Annotated in this window: 3 protein-coding genes; all 3 read left to right on the top strand. The window is 66.2% G+C overall.

Features of this window, described 5'->3' with window-relative positions; translation table 11 throughout:
- Positions 1-183: 183 nt before the first annotated feature.
- Entirely contained in the window at positions 184-1,113 is a 930-nt protein-coding gene (gene glyQ / locus RJQ10_RS00255; RefSeq protein WP_350142430.1) for a glycine--tRNA ligase subunit alpha, read from the top strand.
- On the top strand, positions 1,110-3,191 hold the full coding sequence (gene glyS, locus RJQ10_RS00250) for a glycine--tRNA ligase subunit beta (RefSeq protein ID WP_350142428.1): 2,082 nt from the start codon (positions 1,110-1,112) through the stop codon (positions 3,189-3,191). Before glyQ ends, glyS begins: the two co-directional genes overlap by 4 nt.
- Positions 3,192-3,242: 51 nt before the next feature.
- Positions 3,243-3,776, top strand: a 534-nt coding sequence (rmuC, locus tag RJQ10_RS00245) for a DNA recombination protein RmuC (protein WP_350142426.1), incomplete at its 3' end; no start/stop codon positions are given.

Genomic DNA, 3,776 nt, shown 5'->3' with positions numbered 1-3,776 from the left:
GCAGGCCGATAAGGCCCGCCACCACTTTGCCGTAGAACATGGAGCTCCTGTCGCCGGCGCCTGCAGCGCCGCTGGTACGTTTCGGGGAAGGCTGGTGCGCGCATACAATGCACGCCAAAGTGCCTGTATACTAACCAGCTTTTTTGCAAACCGCGAACAGGAATCACCGTGGCCACAGCCCCAATGACCTTCCAGGATCTGATTCTCACCCTGCAACAATTCTGGGCCGGGCAGGGCTGCGTCGTCCTGCAGCCCCTCGACATGGAAGTCGGCGCCGGCACCTTCCACCCGGCGACCTTCCTGCGCGCCATCGGTCCGGAAAGCTGGAACGCAGCCTATGTCCAGCCCAGCCGCCGGCCCACCGACGGCCGCTACGGCGAAAACCCGAACCGATTGCAGCACTACTACCAGTTCCAGGTGGTGATGAAGCCGTCACCACCGGAGTTCCAGGATCTGTACCTGCAATCCCTGCAGGCGCTGGGTATCGACAGCGCGGTGCACGATATTCGCTTCGTCGAGGACAACTGGGAGTCGCCCACCCTCGGTGCCTGGGGGCTCGGCTGGGAAGTGTGGCTCAACGGCATGGAAGTTACCCAGTTCACCTACTTCCAGCAGGCCGGTGGCCTGGAGTGCTATCCAGTAACCGGCGAGATTACCTATGGCCTGGAGCGCATCGCCATGTATCTGCAGGCGGTGGACAGCATCTACGATCTGGTGTGGGCGCGGGGTCCCTCGGGCACCGTCACCTACGGCGATGTCTACCACCAGAACGAGGTGGAAATGTCGCGGTACAATTTCGAGGAAGCGGACATCGACTGGCTGTTCGGCCAGTTCGACTACTGTGAGCGTGAGGCCCTGCGCCTGACCGAGCTCAATCTCCCGCTGCCGGCCTATGAAATGGTGATGAAAGCCTCGCACACCTTCAACCTGCTGGATGCGCGCCACGCCATCTCGGTCACCGAGCGCCAGCGCTACATCCTGCGGGTGCGCACCCTGGCACGGGGGGTGGCCCAGGCCTACTTCGACGCCCGGGCGGCGCGCGGCTTTCCCATGGCGGAGGAACGCCTGCGGCAGGAAGTCCTGGCAACGGCGAACAGGGAGGCCAGCGCATGAGCAACACCGAAACCCTGCTGGTAGAACTGGGCACCGAAGAGCTGCCGCCCCGGTCCCTGAAAGCGCTCGGCCTGGCCTTTCGCGACGGCATTGTCACCGGCCTGGCGCAGCGGCAACTGGAGCACGGCAAGGTGGAGTGGTTCGCTTCTCCCCGGCGCCTGGCGGTGCTGGTACACGATGTCACCCTGCAGGCCCCGGACCGGGAACAGGAGGTTCAGGGCCCCCCCGCCGACAAGGCCAGGGACGAGCATGGAGCCTGGACGCCGGCCGCCATCGGCTTTGCCCGCAAGCAGGGCCTGGAGCCCGAGTCACTGTCCGTTGTCGACACGCCCAAGGGGCCGCGCCTGTGCCTGCGCAATACCCTTCGCGGCGCCAGCGCCCGGGACTGCCTGAACGACATCATCCACGACAGCATCCGCGACCTGCCGATTGCCAAGCGGATGCGCTGGGGCGCGTCCCGGGTGGAGTTCGTGCGCCCGGTACACTGGATCGTTGCGATGCTCGGCACCGACTGTAGCCACGGCGAAGTACTGGGCCTGCCCACCGGCAACGTCACCCGCGGCCACCGCTTCCACAGCGCCGGGGATATCGCCCTGAAGCGGCCCGAGGACTATCCGGGCATGCTGGCCGAAGCCCGCGTTATCGCCAGCTTCGAAGAGCGCCGGGCGATGATCCGGGAGCAGGTGGAAGTGGAGGCCAGCGCCCTCCAGGCCACCGCCGTCATTGATCCGGACCTGCTGGACGAGGTGACCGGCCTGGTCGAGTGGCCCGTTGCCCTGACCGGCAATTTCGAGGAGCGCTTCCTGGCCGTGCCGGCGGAGGCCCTGGTGTCCTCGATGAAGGAACACCAGAAGTATTTCCATCTGGTGGACGGGGAGGGCCGTCTGCTGCCTCACTTCATCACCATCTGCAATATCGAGAGCACTGATCCGGTCCAGGTTATCCGCGGCAATGAGCGGGTGATTCGCCCGCGCCTGAGCGACGCCGCATTCTTTTTTGAAACCGACAAAAAGCGGTCGCTGCACAGCCGGGTCGACGGCCTCCGCAATATCGTTTTCCAGCAGCAGCTGGGCACCGTCTATGACAAGTCGCGACGCGTTGCCGCGCTGGCGGGGCGCCTGGCGGGGATGCTGGGCAGTCCGGTTGCCGCGGCAGAGCGCGCCGGCCTGCTCTGCAAGGCCGACCTGGCAACGGAGATGGTCCTCGAATTTGCCGATATGCAGGGGATAGCGGGCGCTTACTACGCCCGTCACGACGGCGAGCCGGACAGTGTTGCGGAGGCCATGGAGCAGCAGTACTGGCCGCGCTTCGCTGGCGACCGCCTGCCCCAGGGCCTGACCGCCGCCGCCGTCGGCCTGGCCGACCGCCTGGACACCCTGGTCGGGATTTTTGGCATCGGCCAGCCACCCACCGGCTCCCGGGACCCTTTCGCCCTGCGTCGCGCTTCGCTTGCGGTACTGCGCATCCTGGTGGAGAAGTCGCTGGACCTGGACCTGCGCGACTGCCTCGCCCGCGCCGTCGCCGGCTACGCGCCGGGGACACTGGCTAACGGCACCGCGGACCAGGTGCTGGACTACATGCTGGAACGCTTCCGCGCCTGGTTCGAGGAAGAATCGATACCGGTAGAGGTGTTTCGGGCGGTCAGCGCCAACGGCCCGAGCCGGCCCCTGGACATCCAGCGCCGGGTATATGCCGTGCACGCTTTCAGCAAGTTGCCCGAGGCCACCGCGCTGGCGGCGGCGAACAAGCGGGTCGGCAACATCCTCGACAAGCTGGACCCGGACTTCGAGTTTGGCCCGGTCGACCGACAGCGCCTCACCGACCCCGCTGAGCAGGCCCTGGCGGAACACATGGCCGGCCTGGCCGAGGTCAGCAGCGGCCACCTGGAACGCGGCGCCTATACTGAAGCCCTGAGCTGCCTGGCCGCGCTGCAGGGTCCGGTCGACGCCTTCTTCGACCAGGTGATGGTGAACACGGAGGACGAGGCGCTGCGCAGCAATCGCCTCAACCTGCTCTACACCCTGCGACAGCTGTTCCTGGAAGTCGCGGACATCTCCCAGCTGGTGGTCAGCCGCTAGGCAGCAGGCCCGGGCGATGCGCTACACTGGCGGCGAGGCACAGGAGACCGCATGCCCGCTATCCCGATTCCCGCGCTAGACCAGGCCTGGATGCTGCCCGTGGCAGCCCTGGTTGTCGGTCTGGCACTGGGGGCCGCCGCGGCTCTTGTCTTGCGCCTGCGCCAGCTCCACCGGCAGCACGGCGAACAGGCGCGGCGGCTGGCACAGCTGGGCAATCGGCACCAGGCTTTGCGCAGCGAGTACGACCGGCTATTGGCACGCCAGCAGGAACAGGAGCGTCTGCACAAGGCCCAGCTGCAACTGCTCAAGGAAAGCCGCGAGCAGCTCAAGCTCGAATTCGAACATCTGGCCAACCGCATCTTCGAGGCCCGCGGCAGACAGTTCAACGACAGCAGCCGGGCCACCCTCAGCGACCTGTTGCAGCCTTTTCGCGAACAGATCACCAGCTTCCAGCAGCGCATCGACCAGGTCCACTCTGAATCCCTCAAGGGCCATGCCCTGCTGGAGGGCGAGCTGCGCAAGGTACTGGACGTGGGCCTGCAGATGACTTCCCAGGCCAGCAACCTCGCCAGTGCCCTGAAAGGG

This window comes from Haliea sp. (assembly GCF_040222615.1).
GTDB lineage: Bacteria > Pseudomonadota > Gammaproteobacteria > Pseudomonadales > Halieaceae > Haliea.
The sequence above is the reverse complement of the archived record's forward strand: the minus strand, read 5'-3'. Positions and strand labels throughout refer to the sequence as shown.